The sequence below is a fragment of the Arsenophonus sp. ENCA genome (assembly GCF_002287155.1).
Classification (GTDB): domain Bacteria; phylum Pseudomonadota; class Gammaproteobacteria; order Enterobacterales; family Enterobacteriaceae; genus Arsenophonus; species Arsenophonus nilaparvatae.
Genome location: NZ_NHNG01000786.1, coordinates 1 through 16,808, shown reverse-complemented (window position 1 = coordinate 16,808; position 16,808 = coordinate 1). Strand labels below are relative to the sequence as shown.

General features: G+C 39.0%; 18 protein-coding genes and 1 pseudogene. 4 read left to right on the top strand and 15 right to left on the bottom strand.

The features are described from left to right. The 4 genes and pseudogenes from CBG25_RS20470 to cspE all read left to right on the top strand — a co-directional run. Positions 1–291: transposase (locus CBG25_RS20470; protein ID WP_290608924.1), on the top strand; the 291-nt coding region annotated here is incomplete at its 5' end. Positions 292–295: 4 nt separating this feature from the next. Continuing rightward, complete coding sequence (locus tag CBG25_RS20465; protein WP_290608923.1) at positions 296–559, top strand: Mor transcription activator family protein; 264 nt, start codon at positions 296–298, stop codon at positions 557–559. A gap of 256 nt (positions 560–815) precedes the next feature. Then, positions 816–1,133, top strand: a pseudogene (locus CBG25_RS20460) (methylated-DNA--[protein]-cysteine S-methyltransferase); the annotation flags it as partial. A 195-nt stretch (positions 1,134–1,328) separates the two neighbouring features. Then, entirely contained in the window at positions 1,329–1,538 is a 210-nt protein-coding gene (gene cspE, locus CBG25_RS20455) for a transcription antiterminator/RNA stability regulator CspE (RefSeq protein WP_290608922.1), read from the top strand. Positions 1,539–1,615: 77 nt separating this feature from the next. On the opposite strand, the gene lipA is transcribed toward cspE, so the two are convergent. The 15 genes from lipA to CBG25_RS20380 all read right to left on the bottom strand — a co-directional run. Continuing rightward, the gene (lipA, locus tag CBG25_RS20450) at positions 1,616–2,581 is read right to left on the bottom strand and encodes a lipoyl synthase (RefSeq protein ID WP_032116218.1); all 966 of its coding nucleotides are present in this window, start codon (positions 2,579–2,581) and stop codon (positions 1,616–1,618) included. A gap of 127 nt (positions 2,582–2,708) precedes the next feature. Then, positions 2,709–3,338 (bottom strand): lipoyl(octanoyl) transferase LipB, encoded by a 630-nt coding sequence (gene lipB, locus CBG25_RS20445; RefSeq protein WP_290608921.1) that lies wholly within the window; start codon positions 3,336–3,338, stop codon positions 2,709–2,711. Positions 3,339–3,489: 151 nt separating this feature from the next. Beyond that, a complete protein-coding gene (gene ybeD, locus CBG25_RS20440; RefSeq protein WP_290608920.1) occupies positions 3,490–3,753 on the bottom strand; it encodes a DUF493 family protein YbeD in 264 nt (87 codons plus the stop codon). Between the two features lie 152 nt (positions 3,754–3,905). After that, positions 3,906–5,117 (bottom strand): D-alanyl-D-alanine carboxypeptidase DacA, encoded by a 1,212-nt coding sequence (gene dacA, locus CBG25_RS20435; RefSeq protein ID WP_290608919.1) that lies wholly within the window; start codon positions 5,115–5,117, stop codon positions 3,906–3,908. A gap of 148 nt (positions 5,118–5,265) precedes the next feature. Next, a complete protein-coding gene (gene rlpA / locus CBG25_RS20430) occupies positions 5,266–6,243 on the bottom strand; it encodes an endolytic peptidoglycan transglycosylase RlpA (RefSeq protein WP_290608918.1) in 978 nt (325 codons plus the stop codon). A 14-nt stretch (positions 6,244–6,257) separates the two neighbouring features. Continuing rightward, a complete protein-coding gene (gene mrdB / locus CBG25_RS20425; RefSeq protein WP_290608917.1) occupies positions 6,258–7,370 on the bottom strand; it encodes a peptidoglycan glycosyltransferase MrdB in 1,113 nt (370 codons plus the stop codon). A gap of 3 nt (positions 7,371–7,373) precedes the next feature. Continuing rightward, entirely contained in the window at positions 7,374–9,287 is a 1,914-nt protein-coding gene (mrdA, locus tag CBG25_RS20420) for a peptidoglycan DD-transpeptidase MrdA (RefSeq protein ID WP_290608916.1), read from the bottom strand. 22 nt (positions 9,288–9,309) lie between these two features. After that, positions 9,310–9,771 (bottom strand): 23S rRNA (pseudouridine(1915)-N(3))-methyltransferase RlmH, encoded by a 462-nt coding sequence (gene rlmH, locus CBG25_RS20415; RefSeq protein ID WP_290608915.1) that lies wholly within the window; start codon positions 9,769–9,771, stop codon positions 9,310–9,312. 2 nt (positions 9,772–9,773) lie between these two features. Then, positions 9,774–10,091: a ribosome silencing factor gene (gene rsfS, locus CBG25_RS20410; RefSeq protein ID WP_290608914.1), complete on the bottom strand. Its 318-nt coding sequence runs from the start codon at positions 10,089–10,091 to the stop codon at positions 9,774–9,776. A gap of 278 nt (positions 10,092–10,369) precedes the next feature. Then, positions 10,370–11,050 carry a nicotinate-nucleotide adenylyltransferase gene (gene nadD, locus CBG25_RS20405; protein WP_290608913.1) on the bottom strand — a complete coding sequence of 227 codons (681 nt, stop codon included), beginning with the start codon at positions 11,048–11,050 and terminating at the stop codon, positions 10,370–10,372. Then, positions 11,034–12,074 (bottom strand): DNA polymerase III subunit delta, encoded by a 1,041-nt coding sequence (gene holA, locus CBG25_RS20400; protein ID WP_290608912.1) that lies wholly within the window; start codon positions 12,072–12,074, stop codon positions 11,034–11,036. Before holA ends, nadD begins: the two co-directional genes overlap by 17 nt. Next, on the bottom strand, positions 12,071–12,622 hold the full coding sequence (gene lptE, locus CBG25_RS20395; protein WP_290608911.1) for an LPS assembly lipoprotein LptE: 552 nt from the start codon (positions 12,620–12,622) through the stop codon (positions 12,071–12,073). Before lptE ends, holA begins: the two co-directional genes overlap by 4 nt. A gap of 17 nt (positions 12,623–12,639) precedes the next feature. After that, positions 12,640–15,222: a leucine--tRNA ligase gene (gene leuS, locus CBG25_RS20390; RefSeq protein ID WP_290608910.1), complete on the bottom strand. Its 2,583-nt coding sequence runs from the start codon at positions 15,220–15,222 to the stop codon at positions 12,640–12,642. Positions 15,223–15,493: 271 nt separating this feature from the next. Beyond that, positions 15,494–16,219 (bottom strand): amino acid ABC transporter ATP-binding protein, encoded by a 726-nt coding sequence (locus tag CBG25_RS20385; protein WP_290608909.1) that lies wholly within the window; start codon positions 16,217–16,219, stop codon positions 15,494–15,496. A 120-nt stretch (positions 16,220–16,339) separates the two neighbouring features. Next, positions 16,340–16,808, bottom strand: a 469-nt coding sequence (locus CBG25_RS20380) for an IS30 family transposase (RefSeq protein ID WP_290604496.1), incomplete at its 5' end; no start/stop codon positions are given.

Genomic DNA, 16,808 nt, shown 5'->3' with positions numbered 1-16,808 from the left:
ATAGTAACAAACAAAGAGAATCCCACCCGTGAATACGTCAAATCTATCATGGATGCCCGTTGGTCTGTTGAAGTTTATCATCGAGAAGTTAAACAAAATTGTGGTATTGAACGCTGTCAGGCTCGCACGAGCCGAGCGCAAAGAAATCATATTTTTCTCGCTATTTCTGCGTGGTTTGAACAACATAAACCTCGTATATCTGAAAAAATAACCCTTTATCAACAAAATTGGGACGTAATCAAAAATGCTATTGCTGAGCACATCCGTGTTTTATTAGCGTACCCAAATTAGTTTTGTGCGAAACTCGTGGATTATTGATGAACTCAGAAAGCACTTTGGCGGAATCGTTATTTATTTTCCTAAAGGAGTACATCAGGACTACTCAGGCAAACGTGCCGAGATATACGAAAGCTACAAAAGTGGGCCATCCGTTACTGAAATCGCAATGAATTTTAATTTATCGGTTGTACGGGTTTATGATGCGATACGGAAAGAGCGGGCAGAACGCCGCGCCACAAACTTTGCCGATACATCAACGCCGCAACCTTTGCCGAAATAATGTGGATCTACCTGGGACAAACTGGATCTATCTGGGACAACTCACTGTAGAGACACCCACAGGAAGTGGGGAGATCCGGGGAGATGTGGAGAGATGTGATTTAAGAAATGAGTAACGGTGGTATGAAACGCATACCGCCCGTTTCTTTTGCTAACTCGAAAAAAAGCGTGCACACCTCCGTGCACAATTCAAAACACTGATAACAAAGTTGCTTAAAAACATAAAGTTAAGTACTAATTTAAAGATTGTGAGCAATTTTAATGGTGAAAGAGACAATTTTTCTGTCATCTTGAATCCTTCTGGTACCCATTTTCAGAAAAGAGTTTGGCAGCAACTTGGTGAAATTCCATATGGCCAATGCTGGAGTTATAAGGAACTGGCAATTGCACTAGGTTCTGCTAATTTCTGTAGAGCAGTTGGTATGGCAAATTCGCGTAATCCTATTGCGCTTATTATTCCGTGTCATCGTGTTATCGGTCATGATGGTAAATTAGTAGGTTACAGCGGTGGGTTAGATATAAAAAGTTGGCTTTTAAATTATGAAAAGAATGGAAATAGTCGAAAAATTGGCTAAAAATGTTATAATAAACATTTATAATCACTATTATTGGTTTTTTTGATTGTTTTTTTAGGTTTTTATCCTATATTACAATGATAATTTAAGTTTTTAATTAATTTCGTGATCTTAGTAGTAGACAATGAAGCATAATTTTTGCTGTACTATATAAGACACAAACTGTGTGTTTTTATTTATGTAAAGGTAATATTGATGTCAAAAGTTGAAGGTAGCGTTAAGTGGTTCAACGAAGCAAAAGGTTTTGGTTTTATCACTCCAGAAGATGGCAGTAAAGACGTGTTCGTTCACTTCAGTTCTATTACAACCGAAGTTTTTAAGACTTTGGCCGAAGGTCAGAAAGCTGAGTTTGATATTACTGAGGGGGAGAAAGGGCCATCTGCTATAAACGTTGTCGCTATTTGATTTACTATAAGAATTTATAATAGTCCGTCTCAATTATTGAGACGGGTTTTTATGTTGGCATGAAATTAAATGATTTATCATTTAATTTCTATGCCTTTCGCTTGTAAATCTGCATGATAAGATGAGCGTACTAATGGGCCACATGCTGCATGCGTGAAGCCCATTGCTATTGCCTCGTTTTTCATTTCTTCAAATTCTTTAGGGCTGACATAACGTTTTATTGATAAATGATGCCGACTGGGTTGGAGATACTGGCCTAAGGTTAGCATGGTAACGCCGTGGCGGCGTAAGTCTCGCATAACATCAACTATTTCTTCATTAGTTTCACCTAATCCAACCATTAATCCTGATTTTGTCGGTATTTCAGGATGCATTTGCTTGAATTTTGCTAGTAGTTGTAATGACCATTCGTAATTAGCGCCAGGGCGTACTTGGCGATAGATACGCGGAACATTCTCAAGATTGTGATTAAAAACATCGGGTGGCGCTGCGGCTAAAATTGCTAAGGCGCGATCCATACGACCACGGAAATCAGGCACTAGCGTTTCTATTTTGATGTTTGGATTTTTCTCTCGAATAGCGGTAATGCTATCAGCAAAATGTTGGGCTCCTCCATCGCGCAGATCATCACGATCTACTGAAGTAATAACAACGTATTTTAATCCCATATCTTTAATGGTTTCTGCTAATTTTGCTGGTTCGTTAGGATCCGGAGCATTAGGACGTCCATGGGCAACATCGCAGAATGGACAGCGACGAGTACAGATAGCCCCTAAAATCATAAAAGTGGCGGTACCATGATTAAAGCATTCAGCGAGGTTAGGACAAGAGGCTTCTTCACAGACTGAGTGTAAGCCATTCTTACGCATTGCGTTTTTTATCTCTTTTATTCTGCTGGAATCAGCGGGAAGTTTTATTTTCATCCACTCAGGTTTAGGTAAAATTTCTGTATGATCCGTTCTTATTGTTTTGACGGGGATCAGTGCCATTTTATCAGCGTCACGATATTTAACGCCACGCTCCATTTGAATTGGTCTACTCATAATTATGCCAGTTCCATTAGGTTCCTGCTGCGGATCAATAATAGATATATTTTATGCTATCACATGTGATCATTATTTATGTCATGTTTCAATTTTTTTTTAATAATTATAAAAAAATTATAACAACTTATTCTGCAAGTTGAAATCCTAGTAGGTTGCAGAAATGTTTTATTAATAAAGGCTCGACATCTTTAACCTGGCTGCCAGGGACTAAATCATTTAGTTGCGTCATTTGCATGCCGGCATAGCCACAAGGATTAATACGTTCGAAGGGCGCAAGATCCATATTAATATTTAATGCTAAGCCATGAAACGAACAACCTTTATGGATACGTAACCCGAGAGAGCATATTTTTTTTTGTTCAACATAAACCCCGGGGGCTTCGCGCTGTGCGTAGGCGGTAATACCAAATTCGGATAAAGTATTAATCACTGTATTTTCCAGTGTAGTTACCAGCTCTCTCACACCAATTTGATTACGCTTTAAGTCTAATAAAATATACATTATTTGTTGACCGGGGCCATGATAAGTGATTTTTCCACCACGATCAGATTGGATAACTGGAATATTCCCAGGCGCGAGTAGGTGCTCTTTTTTACCCGCTTGGCCTTGGGTAAAAACAGGGTAATGTTCCACTAGCCAAAGTTCATCTGGTGTATCAACCACGCGTTTTTTAGTAAACTGATGCATCTCATCAGAAATGGGTTGGTAAGCATGCAGCCCAAATTGACGTAATATAATGGTTTTTTTTAACAAACTTTTTCTGCCACTGATAGGGATATGCAATAATTATGCAGTATAACCTGCATAAATTGTTCTTGCTAGTATTAGCGTGACGCTTGAAACTATAAACCGGAAAATCTGCTATCTTCGGGTTTATAATTTCAAGCGTATCAATAATTTGTGTCTACAACACCATACGAACTAATTCTGGTTTAGCTAATTCTTCGTACAGTTTTTCTATTTGTTCAATGTTGGTTGCTGTGATGGTAATTGATACTGAGTGAAAGTTACCTTTACTACTTGGTTTAACGGATGGTACATAATCACCCGGAACATGTCGTTGAACCACTTCAACGATTTGATCTGTTAACTCAGGTTTAGCAAGCCCCATCACTTTGTAGGTAAATGAGCAAGGAAACTCTAGGAACTCATGCAGTTTGGTTTTCATAGCTTCTCCTAAAATACTACCACCACGCTTATTGCCATATTAAATGTTATATGATTTAGATAATATATTTATTCATATTTCTTAAATAAAAAATTAAGTTATAAATTGAACATATTTACCATAATGGAGGTTGCAATGTTATTTTTCAATCTTTAGCCAAACCAGCGCTGAAAAAACAATTTAATATAATCTAATATGTTACTAAAAAATCCACCTTCATCGATCTCTTTCAAGACAACAAGCGGCCGTTGTTCAATGATCTTATTATTTAATTGTAAGTTAATGGTGCCAACAACTTGGTTTTTCGCTAATGGTGCCTGTAGTTCAGTATTGTTTAATGTATAGCTAGCTTTTAAATCTTTCATACGACCACGGGGAATGGTCAGATAGAGATCGTTTTCAATACCTAATTTTACCTGATCAGTATTAGCAAACCAAACCGGTTGAGAGGCAAACTCCACCCCGCCTTCTAATGGTTTAACGGTTTCAAAAAATCGAAAGCCCCAAGTGAGTAATTTTTTGCTTTCGGTGTCCCGGCCTTTACTGCTATGACCACCTAATACAACAGATATGAGTCGCATATTCCCTTCGGTAGCGGAGGCAACTAGGTTGTAACCTGCTGCGGCAGTGTGTCCTGTCTTAATGCCATCTACATTCAGGCTTTTATCCCATAACAAACCATTTCTATTTAATTGACGGATGTTATTAAAAGTGAACTCTTTCTCTTTGTAAATGGCATATTCTTCAGGGACATCGCGGATCAGCGCTTGGCCGATTAGCGCCATATCATGTGCGGAACTATATTGTCCATCAGCATCTAAGCCATGGACAGTAAGAAAGTGAGTGTTTTTTAAACCAAGGCGTTGAACATTGTTGTTCATTAATTTGACAAAACTCGCTTCGTCACCCGCCACATATTCAGCCATTGCCACACAAGCATCATTACCAGATTGCAAATTAATACCACGTATCAATTGAGATATAGAGACACGATCACCGGGTTTTAAGAACATCAGCGAGGAGCCTTTAAACACTGGGTTACCTGTGGCCCAGGCATTCTCGTCGATAGTGACGATATCGTTCATGCTAATTTTACCTGCTTTAATTGTTTGACCAATGATATAACTCGTCATCATTTTAGTCAGACTGGCAGGGTCACGACGTTGATCGGCATTTTTTTCCGCTAACACTTTGCCTGAATAATAATCAATAAGAATATATGCTTCAGTGTCAATATTTGGTGCAGAAGGGATCACGTTGATTTGCATAGCATTATTGCTATTAGCAAATAGAGTGCTGGAAAATATAAGGCTAATATTAAGCATTAGGCTACCGATAGAACGGGAAAAAATTGCATATTTCATAATAATATACGGGATCCGCTGGCAATATGTTAATAGAGTGGGCATCGTAATATCAGCTTAAAAAGTCATATACTATTTCTGAAACAGAGATGCCTGGTTAGTTGCTTTTTATTTTACTCTAATGAGATTTTATTGATTAATCAATAGATTATTCGGTATTTATGATAATGCTCGATTGATTTAATTCTATTAATATTTTGTTTTGTATTTGTTCCGCTATTTTAGAATTTTGAAAAGGGCCAAGCTGCACACGGTAGATATTATTAAATGGTTGAATACGCCCAGGTGTGTTTAGCTTTTTTGAAACAGACTGTTGCCATGCTGCTGCTTTAGCCTGATCACTTAACGCACCTATTTGTACGAAATAACGTTCAGTAGCCACGCTTGCTGATTTCATTGACGACGGATTAGCAGGATTATTTTGACTCACCATATTGGTTGATACTGTACTAGGAATTTTTGTTGATTGTATTGATTGAGATAAAGCAGGTTGTTGGTGAGTGTGATTTTCTGCTGTTGATTGATTGCTGCTTGCGGAGTGGGTCTCTAATTTTGGTGGTTTAGGCAAGGCATAACTCTGCTTGGTAATATTAACACCAATCGTGCCAGGTCCAGTTAAGGTGCCGGTAGGGGAAACTAAAATCGGATCAATTTTAATACGTGTTGTTAGCATTAAATTTAACCGATCGGCAGCTGCCTGTGATAGCGCTATATTTTTACCGGCTATATAGGGGCCTCGATCATTAATGCGGACTATCATCATTCTGCCATTGATTAAATTAGTAATACGGGCATAACTTGGAATAGGTAAAGTAGGGTGTGAAGCTGTGAACTCATAAGGGCTGGCTTTTTCACCCGTCGTAGTTGTTTTACCGATAACTTCAGAGCCAAAAATGCTAGCAAAGCCTGTTTCGCTGAAATGGGCAGGATCTTTTACTATTTGATAAGTTTGGCCATTAAGTTGATAGTCATTATTAGCGCCAGAATGATAAGGTTCGTAACGCGGCTCTGCTCCTGATATATCTTGTACCGGCGCCATAGGCGTATTGGTATGTTGTTTAGTTTGAGAAACACAGCCTGCTAAAAGTGCTATAGTAATGCTAAATATAAGCCAGTGATAGTGCATTACAGACCTCGTGATTATAAGCTTTTTGACAGAAATTTTCGATGGGTATGGATTGACATAATAATTCCAAATCCAGCCATTAAAACGATTAATGCCGAGCCGCCATAACTTACCAACGGTAGAGGAACACCCACTACAGGTAAGATACCGCTAACCATGCCAATGTTGACAAATATGTAGACAAACAGAATTAACATTAAGCCACCAACCATAACTCTACCAAAGGTATTTTGTGCATTAGCTGCAATTATTAACCCTCGCATGATTAGTAGTAGATATAATACCAGTAAAATAACTACGCTAATTAACCCGAGTTCTTCAGCTAATACGGCAAAAATAAAATCAGTATGACGTTCTGGTAGAAATTCTAATTGCGATTGCGTGCCATGTAACCAGCCTTTGCCAAATAATCCCCCTGAGCCAATAGCAATTTTAGATTGGATAATATGATAACCAGCACCGAGTGGATCTGTTTCTGGATCGAGTAACATCATAACACGATCTCGTTGATAGTCGTGCATCAGAAAGAACCATAGAATAGGAATAAAGCAAGCGATGCCCGTGGCCGCAATGGCAATCAATTTCCAATTCATACCCGCTAAGAACAGGATAAACAAACCGGAGGCAGCAACTAAAATAGATGTGCCCAGATCAGGTTGAGCGGCAACCAGTAGTGTGGGGAGAAAGATAAGTATCAATGCCAGCAGGGTATTTTTTAAGGTGGGAGGACAGAGATCGCGATTGACAAAACGTGCAACCATCAATGGAACCGCAATTTTAGCAATTTCAGACGGTTGAAAACGAACGAAGCCAAGATCTAACCATCGTTGCGCACCTTTACTGATTTGCCCAAATGCATCGACAAAAATTAACAGCATTAAGCAAAAAATATACAGGTAGGGCGCCCAATTTTCATAGATACGCGGTGAAATCTGCGCCATAACAATCATGACAACAAATCCAATCGCGATTTGTATCAGCTTACGCTGCATCATATCAATATCTTGCCCACTAGCACTCCACATGATCATGACACTGTATATCGTTAAGGCGAGAATAATCAGCAACATTGGAATATCAATATGTAAACGCGTCCAAATAGGTAATTTATGTGATTTATCGGTCATATATTACTGATCTTCTTCTGGATATACACTGGTATCTGGTGTTTGTGATATCGTTTTTTTACCAAGCAAAACATAATCAAGAATATTGCGGACAAGATCGCCAACGGCCGGTCCAGCCCCACCATTTTCTAGAATAATAGCAACGGAAACGGTCGGCTTTTGATAAGGGGCAAATCCAATCATTAATTTGTGATCACGCAAGTGCTCAGCTAATTTACTTGCATTATAGGTTTCATAACTGAATACCTGCGCCGTACCTGATTTGACGGCAGCCTTGTAGGGAGTGTTGGCAAAACTTCTACGTGCTGTACCATTTGGTGCATTAGCAACGCCATACATACCTTCTTTAGCTAACTCCCAAAAGCCTGAATGAATATCACCAATTTGGATATGCTCTTTCTGCTCATAAGGCAGCATAGCATTACCTAATTTAGTGCCATAAAGTAGATGGGGAATTTTAACCGTGCCGTCATTAATTAACGTCACTAATGCTTTTGCCATTTGGATCGGTGTTGTGGTCCAATAACCTTGGCCGATGCCGACTGGAATAGTGTCTCCTTGATACCAAGGTTTTTTGTAGCGTTTTAGTTTCCATTCCCGGGTTGGCATAATGCCAGAGCGTTCTTCGGCAAGATCAATACCAGTATAATGCCCATAGCCAAATTTCTGCATCCAATCGGAGATACGATCGATACCCATATCATAAGCAACCTGGTAGAAAAAGGTGTCGGCTGATTCGATAATGGCTCTAACGACATTTAATCTACCGTGTCCCCATTTTTTCCAGTCTCGGTAACGTTTTTCGGAATTTGGTAACTGCCACCAACCAGGATCAAATATGGTGGAGTTGGCGGTGACAATGTTTTCACTTAACGCTGCGACCGCCATGAATGGTTTAACGGTTGAGGCGGGCGGATATAATCCCTGGGTAGTTCTATTAATTAGCGGACGATTAGGATTATTTAATAAAGCTTGGTAATCTTTATTAGAGATACCATTAACAAATAGATTAGGGTCATAGCTTGGAGTAGATACCAGCGCCAGTATTTCTCCGTTACGAGGATCGGTTACAACAACGGCAGCTCGGTTGGTGGTGAGCAACTTTTTGATCTTAATTTGTAAATTGAGATCAATAGTGAGATAAATATCTTTGCCTGCCTGAGGTGCTTGTTCATGAAGTTGGCGTATGACTTTTCCCCGACTGTTAACTTCGACCTCTTCATAGCCTGTTTTGCCATGTAAAATATTTTCATAATACCGTTCTATACCTAATTTACCAATATCATGGGTGGCAGTGTAATTTTTTAGTAGACCATCATTTTCTAGACGTTCTATATCCTTATCATTAATTTTGGCTACATAACCAATAACATGCGTTAGAGCAGAGCCATAAGGATAATAACGGCGTTGGTAACCTTTGACTTCAATCCCGGGAAACCGGTATTGATTAACGGCAAAACGTGCAACTTGCACTTCATCTAGTGAGGTTTTTAACGGTATAGAGGTAAAGCGGCGTGAACGTTTACGCTCTTTTTTGAAGTTTGCAATGTCGTCGTCAGTGAGATCAACCACATCACGCAATTGTGCCAATAGCTCTGTTAAATTAGGGACTTTTTCAGGAATGACTTCTAACTGATAAAATGTTCGGTTTAACGCGAGAGGAATCCCATTTCTGTCATAAATAATACCTCTACTAGGTGGAACAGGAACCAATTTTATCCGATTATCATTGGAGCGAGTTTGGTAGTCTTCATGGCGAACCACTTGTAGATGATAAAGATTAGCAATTAAAATACTTGCTAATATCACAATGATAATAAAAGCTATCAACGCCCGACGAATGAATAGAGTAGATTCAGCGGTGTAATCGCGAAAAGGGGTGCGTTTCTTTTTTTTTGTTTCTTTCTTCGCATTCACACTAATAACCTACACAAATATGTTATTCCCGATGGTAAGGATGATTTGTTGTAATGCTCCATACCCGGTAAAGGCTCTCTACAACAAATATTCGAACTAAAGGATGAGGCATTGTTAAGGATGACAGTGACCAACTTTGTTCTGCTGCTGCTTTACAGGCAGGGGCAAGACCTTCTGGGCCACCAATAATATTACGTCCATCTTGTTTCCATTGATCTAATTGTTCAGCAAGTTGTCGAGTTGTCCAGCTTGTACCTGGTATATCAAGGGTAATTATACGGTTACCTTTGCCAACTGCAGCTAGCATCTGTTCTCCTTCTTTCTCGATGATACGTTTGAGATCAGCATTTTTCCCACGTTTTCCCGCAGGGATTTCAATGAGTTCAAAAGCCATATCTTTTGGAAAACGATGAAGATAATCTTGAAAACCGGCCTGGATCCAATCAACCATTTTGCTACCAACGGCAATCAGTTGTAATTTCAAATTCAACTCCAGAGTTTTTCAAGTTCATACATACGGCGACTATCTTCTTGCATGATATGAACAATTGCATCGCCTAAATCGACAACGATCCAATCAGAAACACCTTGTCCTTCAACACCCAGAGGAATTATTCCTGTCTTACGGCATGCTTCAATTAATTTGTCCGAAACTGATGTTAAGTGGCGATTAGATGTTCCGGTACAGATTATCATGCAATCGGTAATGCTAGATTTTCCACGTACATCAATAGTGAGAATATCTTGCGCTTTTGTATCGACAAGCCTGTCGATAATAAATTGTTGGAGTTCAGTTCCTTGCAAAGGTTCACCTTTAATTTCAAGTTAAATAAAAAATATTAATGTTATATTTTATTCAGTTATAAAATCCTGTTGAAAGAAATAAGCATAAGATAATCTATATTTTAATCTAATTTTTAGTAAAACCAGTTGAATATTTATAATTAGTTTTAAGATAAATTATCGGAAATTATGCCTTATTTTCATCAGCAATATAAAAAGCGCCAAGATATTACCAATCACCTTATATACTCACAATAGTTTAAGGGAATTTTTGTCAATTTTTTATATTTATTGGTTAATTATGAGCAATTTTGATAAAGATGATGTTTATCAATATAGCGCAAAACTGCAGGTGGCAATATATCTTTGCAACTTTTTCTATCACGTTTTCGTTTACGAATTTCAGTTGCAGAAATATTTAACAAGGGAGTATCAGCCAGATATATGGCACCATAAGGTTTATGGCTGAGTATTTCCGGCTCATGCACTTGATGATTTTTTAGCCATTGTTGCATTAATGGAGTTGAAAAATAAGCGCTATAGCCTGGGCGAGCGCAGACTAATAAATGACAAAGGTCTAAAATTTTTTGCCAATCAAACCAGGTATTGATTGATAGTAGTGAATCTTGTCCGATAATAAAGGCTAGTGGTTTTTGCCTACCGATTTGTTGCCGAAAAGAGAGTAGTGTTTCAACGGTATAAGAGGGAGTTTTACGTTTAAGTTCACGGGTATCAATACTAAATAGCGGATTGTTTTTGATAGCTAATTTTATCATTGCCAATCTTTGTTGAACGGTTGCTTCAGGTGGTGGGCGATGGGGTGGCACATGATTGGGAAGTAAAACAACCTGTTGTAAACCGACTTGCTTGGCTAGCGCTTCGACGGGAAGTAAGTGACCATAGTGAATAGGATCAAAGGTACCACCAAATAGTGCTTGAATAGATTTAGAATTAGCTGTTTGCTTAGTTTGTTGAGTCATTAATAAAACTCTCGGGCAGTGATTTACCGCACAATAGCATAGATAAAGTTTCTAATTTTGGCCAAATTGATTGGCCATAATCTTGTTTTAAATGTAATTCAGCATGGGTAATTAACTGTATTGCAAGCTGTAGTTCGCGAATGGATAAACGCTGTAGCGCAGCGCTAATAAGAGGGCGGCGGGCTTGCCAAATTTTATGCTGATCAAATAATTTTTTTAAATCTTTATCGCTATTTTGTTGTGTTAATGTCAAAAGCAATATGAGTTCACGTTGAATTATACGTAATAGAATCACTGCTTCATAATCTTCGCGTTGTAATTGTTGTAGGATATGCCAAACGCGTTTAATTTTACCTGCAAGTAGCGCATCAACCCAATGATAAGGTGTAAAATTAACGGCATTATTTACCGCCTCTTTGACACGAGGTAGGGTGAGGTTACCATCGGGATATAAGAGTGATAAACGTTCAAGAGCTTGGTTAAGAGCTAGTAAGTTGCCTTCATAACAGTAACAAAGAAGCTCATTAGCTTGTTTATCTAAGGTAACAGATATGGCTTTTGCTCGTTGGTTTATCCATTGAGGTAGTCTGGACTGTTCTGGTGTCAGACAATTAATATAGACTGCATCTTGGCCTATTTTTTTGCACCAGGCACTATTTTCTTGTGCTTTTGTTAATTTGCCGCCGCATAATATGAGTAATAAATCAGGATGTAATAATTCAGCCAACTTAAGTAGCTTTTCCGCTATGGCGGTTGTGGGGCCACTTTCAGGTAATATTAAGATCAGGATTTGTCGGCTAGCAAATAGACTAAGTGATTGACTAAGATGATAAATAGTGTCCCAGTCGGTGCTTGTATCTAGTGAATAGGTATAACGTTCAGAAAAACCCTGCTGTTGAGCAACTTTACAAATTTTATCCATGCTTTCTTGTGATAAAAGCGGATCATTGCCAAAAATCAGATAACAGGTTCGCAGCTTATCAGTAAGCTGCGAAGTTAGCTGCTCCGGGTAAATACGGATCATTCTGAGTCTACCGATAGCGCTTTCTCTACAACCACAGATCCTTCTGGCTCATTCTGAATAGTGCTATGAACGATCAGTAATTTACGAATTAACTGGCGAGCCGCTTGTTCACGCATTTCTTGCTTAACAAGTTCGCTTTCGGCGTCTTTAGCTAGTGTTTCTAACGGATTATCGAAGAAAGCGCGCTCGACGCGTGTTTTTATCGGATAAACAGTGCCGTTAGGGAGGATAATTTGTGCGCTGACCCAGAAATTTAATTGTTTTTCTGCACTTTTACCGTCTTGATAGATGGAAACGGTTTTGGTGTTTTCAGATGAACCCACTATTTTTAAAATTGGCACATTCTGAAGATTTTCATCGATTAAGTTGACATTATTTAGGCGTAATTGCTGTCTAATTGCGCGTGCTAGCGGGCCGTAGGGATCACCACTACTTAATCTTAATGTTTTTAGTTCTTCAGGTATTTTCGTCGTACCTTGTAGGCGAAATCCGCAGCCAGCCGTGATCAACACGGCTAAGCTTAGAAATAAGGTAATTAAATAACGCACATGGTCTCCTTATTAAGTTAGCCGACAACAAGGTTTAACAGCTTGCCTGGCACATAAATTACCTTACGGATATTCATACCTTCAAGGTATTTTGCCACACCATATTCTTGCGTTGCCATAGCTAACACAGAATCTTGTGATGCATTGATATCGACAGTAATACGCCCACGAACTTTACCATTAACTTGAATAATGACTAATTTAGTATCGTCTATTTTTGCTTGTTCGTCAGCAACTGGCCAAGGCGCATTATCGATATCTTCTAGCTGACCAAGTGCTTTCCACAGGATAAAGCAAGCATGGGGGATAATGGGCGATAGCATCCGCACAATAGCTTCTAGAGATTCTTGTATTAATGCTCGATCCTGCTCACTATCATGGGAGGCTCGCGTCAGTTTATTCATGAACTCCATAATCGCAGCAATCGCAGTATTAAATGCATAACGGCGGCCGATATCATCAGTCACTTTAGCGATGGTTTTATGTAGGTCACGCCGCAGGTTTTTCTGCTCTGGCGTAAGGTTGGTGCTATTTAATGGCGCTGTTTTACCTTTTTGTGTATGTTCAAAAACGGTGCGCCAGAGACGACGAACAAAACGATTTGCACCTTCTACACTTGATTCTTGCCATTCCAAGGTAAGTTCCGGCGGAGCGGCAAACATCATAAATAAGCGAACCGTATCTGCTCCATATTTTTCTACCATTAATTGTGGATCAATACCGTTATTTTTCGATTTAGACATTTTACTCATCCCGGTATAGGAGAGTTGATGTCGATGCTGATCAGTTGCTTTGACAATCTTACCTTTTTCATCTCGTTCAACAGTTACATCAACAGGTGATACCCAAACTCGTTGTCCATTTTCACCTAAGTAATAAAAGGAATTGGCTAATACCATTCCTTGACATAACAGACGTTTAGCTGGTTCATCAGAATTTACTAAGCCTGCATCACGCATTAGTTTGTGGAAAAAACGGAAATATAATAGATGCATAATGGCATGTTCAATACCACCAATATATTGATCAACAGGCAACCAGTAATTGGCTGCGGCTGGATCTAGCATCCCTTGGTCATAATTAGGACAGGTATAACGGGCATAATACCAGGAAGATTCCATAAAGGTATCAAAGGTATCCGTTTCACGTAATACTGCATGACCATTGATGTTAGTCTTGGCCCATTGTGGGTCGGCTTTGATAGGACTTGTGATGCCATTCATCACCACATCTTCAGGTAAGATGACAGGTAATTGTTGTTCGGGTACTGGTATGACAGAACCATCTTCCATGGTTACCATAGGAATTGGTGCTCCCCAATAACGTTGGCGAGAAACCCCCCAATCACGTAGACGATAATTGACTTTACGTTGCGCCGAAGCTTGTGAAACCAGTTTATCGGCAATCGCATTGGCTCCGGTTTTGTTGTCCATGCCACTAAATTCGCCTGAATTAATCAGTGCATTTTTATCAGTCAACGGACCTGCTTTTAGATCGGGCATCTGGCCTTCATTATCAGCAATAACCGCTTTGATCGGTAAATGATATTTGGTTGCGAATTCCCAGTCACGTTGGTCATGCCCTGGAACTGCCATTACTGCCCCTGTACCATATTCCATTAACACAAAATTGGCTATCCAGATCGGAATTTTTTCATTAGTTAGCGGGTGAATTGCGAACAGATTAGTGGCAATACCTTTTTTCTCCATGGTTGCCATTTCTGCTTCAGCAACCTTGGTATTACGACATTCATCAATAAAAGCGCTAAGTTTAGCATTTTTTTCTGCCGCGCTTTTTGCTAAAGGATGAGTTGCTGCAATAGCGAGATAAGTCAACCCCATAAAAGTATCTGGCCGAGTAGTATAGACAGTTAGCTTTTCATCCATGTCTGCCAGTTCAAAGGTAATTTCAATCCCTTCTGAACGGCCGATCCAATTACGCTGCATGGTTTTAACTTGCTCTGGCCAGCCATCGAGTTTATCTAAATCATTGAGTAGTTCTTCTGCATAAGCGGTAATTTTTATGAACCATTGGGGAATTTCTTTGCGTTCGACCGGGGTATCGCAACGCCAGCAGCAACCATCAATGACTTGCTCGTTTGCTAACACCGTTAAATCATTCGGACACCAGTTAACGGCAGCGGTTTTTTTATAAACCAAACCTTTTTCATAAAGCTTAGTAAAAAACCATTGCTCCCAACGATAATACTCAGGTGTACAAGTTGTGACTTCTCGACTCCAGTCATAACCAAATCCGAGCATTTTTAATTGATTTTTCATGTAATCAATATTGGTATAAGTCCAAGGCGCTGGAGCAGTATTATTTTTTACTGCAGCACCTTCTGCCGGTAAACCAAAAGCATCCCAGCCGATAGGTTGCAGTACATTTTTGCCTAGCATGCGTTGATAACGTGAGATAACATCACCAATGGTATAGTTGCGTACATGCCCCATATGTAGCTGACCAGATGGGTAAGGTAACATTGACAGGCAATAGTATTTTTCTTTGTTATTATCTTCTATTACTTTAAATGTTTGTTTTTCTTCCCAATGACGTTGTACGTATTGCTCTATCTCTTCTGGTCGATATTGTTCTTGCATGACACCGATGTTCCTATGGCGATAATGCGGCATTGGCCGCGAATGATATAGTTTATTTTAGATCTGCATAGAATAGCGGATAAATGCCTCTAACAACAACTATTGATAAATATTTAACGATCAAGTTAAATTAATTTTATTAATGCAAATGGTGGGTTGTTTCAGAGGGTAGCATGTTAGATGGTCAGTGTAGCCCGCTTTAGGCGCTATTTTAATATTATTATTTAGCCGATTGGGCGACGATTTTTGTCACCCAACAAGGATAGAGGGATTAATGTATGATCTTAGCAAGAAATTCTTTAGCACGTTTTGATTTCGGAGCAGCAAAGAAATCATCTTTATTACTATCCTCAATAATTTTTCCTTCGTCCATAAAAATCATTCGATGAGCAACTTTTTTAGCGAATCCCATTTCGTGAGTGACTACTATCATGGTCATTCCTTCATTAGCAAGCTTTATCATTACATCTAGTACTTCGTTGATCATTTCTGGATCTAATGCGGAGGTCGGTTCGTCAAAAAGCATCGCAATCGGATCCATACAGAGTGCTCTGGTAATGGCAACGCGTTGTTGTTGCCCACCAGATAATTGAGCTGGAAATTTATCGGTATGGTTAGCTAATCCAACTCGCTCTAATAATTTTAAGGCAGTACTTTCAGCGGTTTTTTTATCTCTGTTTAAGACTTTTATCTGTGCTAGTGTTAAGTTTTCAATAATTGATAAATGAGGGAATAATTCAAAATGTTGAAATACCATACCGACTTTTGAGCGCAATTTAGCCAAATCTGTCTTTTTGTCATTAACATGAATATTATCAATATATATTTCACCACGTTGAATCGGTTCTAAGCCATTAATGGTTTTTATTAATGTTGATTTACCTGAACCAGAAGGGCCACAAATAACGACAACTTCCCCTCTTTTGACATTCATCGAACAATCAGTAAGCACCTGAAACTGTCCATACCATTTAGAAACATTTTTTAAAGAAATCATTAATAGTCCTTTTTCAGATAGCTAACCAGCATAAATCTATATAAATTAATAAAATATTAATTTTTTTTAACAAATTATTATGGCCCATTCCCAGTCGAAACGCAACAAACCCATAAAACGTTATGCAGCCATTAGATGAGCTAAAAATACTTCATTTGGAGAAAAATAGCCCAACGATTTTCGTCCCCGAGTATTAAGTATGTGCTCAAGTTCTGCAATCTCGTTGTCCGTGACTGAGTTGAAGTCCGTTCCTTTTGGGTAAAAACGGCGGATAAGTCCGTTACTGTGTTCATTTAAACCACGCTCCCATGAGTGATAAGGCCTGGCAAAGAAGACATTAGCACCGGTGATCTCAGTTATCTGTTTATGCATGGAGAACTCAGAACCGTTATCGGCCGTCAAAGTTTTAAAGTCACAGAAGGTATTTGCTACAATGTCAAGGAAAGCATCTACAACAGTATCAGCGCGTTTATTCGGTAACTTGCGGATAATAATCTGCTTGGTAGCTTTATCCGCTAGAGTCAGTAAGAATGACTTCTGATCTTTACCAAATACAGTATCAATTTCAAAATGACCGGGTTGTTGCTTA

What these genes read in the sequence shown, in the direction of transcription:
- mrdB (WP_290608917.1), bottom strand. Translation starts at nt 7,370, where the DNA reads ATGACCGATAAATCACATAAATTACCTATTTGGACGCGTTTACATATT.
- cspE (WP_290608922.1), top strand. Translation starts at nt 1,329, where the DNA reads ATGTCAAAAGTTGAAGGTAGCGTTAAGTGGTTCAACGAAGCAAAAGGT.
- lipA (WP_032116218.1), bottom strand. Translation starts at nt 2,581, where the DNA reads ATGAGTAGACCAATTCAAATGGAGCGTGGCGTTAAATATCGTGACGCT.
- leuS (WP_290608910.1), bottom strand. Translation starts at nt 15,222, where the DNA reads ATGCAAGAACAATATCGACCAGAAGAGATAGAGCAATACGTACAACGT.
- ybeD (WP_290608920.1), bottom strand. Translation starts at nt 3,753, where the DNA reads ATGAAAACCAAACTGCATGAGTTCCTAGAGTTTCCTTGCTCATTTACC.
- nadD (WP_290608913.1), bottom strand. Translation starts at nt 11,050, where the DNA reads ATGACTCAACAAACTAAGCAAACAGCTAATTCTAAATCTATTCAAGCA.
- CBG25_RS20385 (WP_290608909.1), bottom strand. Translation starts at nt 16,219, where the DNA reads ATGATTTCTTTAAAAAATGTTTCTAAATGGTATGGACAGTTTCAGGTG.
- rlpA (WP_290608918.1), bottom strand. Translation starts at nt 6,243, where the DNA reads ATGCACTATCACTGGCTTATATTTAGCATTACTATAGCACTTTTAGCA.
- holA (WP_290608912.1), bottom strand. Translation starts at nt 12,074, where the DNA reads ATGATCCGTATTTACCCGGAGCAGCTAACTTCGCAGCTTACTGATAAG.
- dacA (WP_290608919.1), bottom strand. Translation starts at nt 5,117, where the DNA reads ATGAAATATGCAATTTTTTCCCGTTCTATCGGTAGCCTAATGCTTAAT.